Raw genomic sequence first — 353 nt, 5'->3', positions numbered from 1 at the left:
CATTCGTCGTCGTTCTCCGTCAGCTTGGATTCCTCGAGGCTACTTACTGGCTAAGTTCCGCATATGCCAAGCTGGCCGACGAGAGCTATCGCAAGAATCTGGCGATGTATTTCACCCCGGTGTCACTGACCAAAGGTCTTCTCGACGACCTAGCCGATCAGGGCGTCGATTTCGGCAGCCAATCCTTTTTTGATCCGGCCTGCGGAGGCGCGGCATTCCTTGCGCCGATTGCGCTACGTATGCGCGCCGCGCTCGTAGGCAAACGCATAACGGCGCTTCGACTACTAAAGCACGTCGAGGAACACCTCTACGGCACCGACTTGGACAAAACTTTATGCGAGCTGTCCAAGCAC

1 pseudogene is annotated in these 353 nt (G+C 56.4%); it reads left to right on the top strand.

The window, feature by feature from the left end:
* Nucleotides 1–353, top strand: a pseudogene (locus tag SB822_RS55565) (N-6 DNA methylase); the annotation flags it as partial.

This window comes from Paraburkholderia sp. SIMBA_054 (genome assembly GCF_046534875.1).
Taxonomy (GTDB): domain Bacteria; phylum Pseudomonadota; class Gammaproteobacteria; order Burkholderiales; family Burkholderiaceae; genus Paraburkholderia; species Paraburkholderia hospita.
Note: the sequence above shows the minus strand (reverse complement) of the source record. Positions and strands in the feature narration are given on the sequence as shown.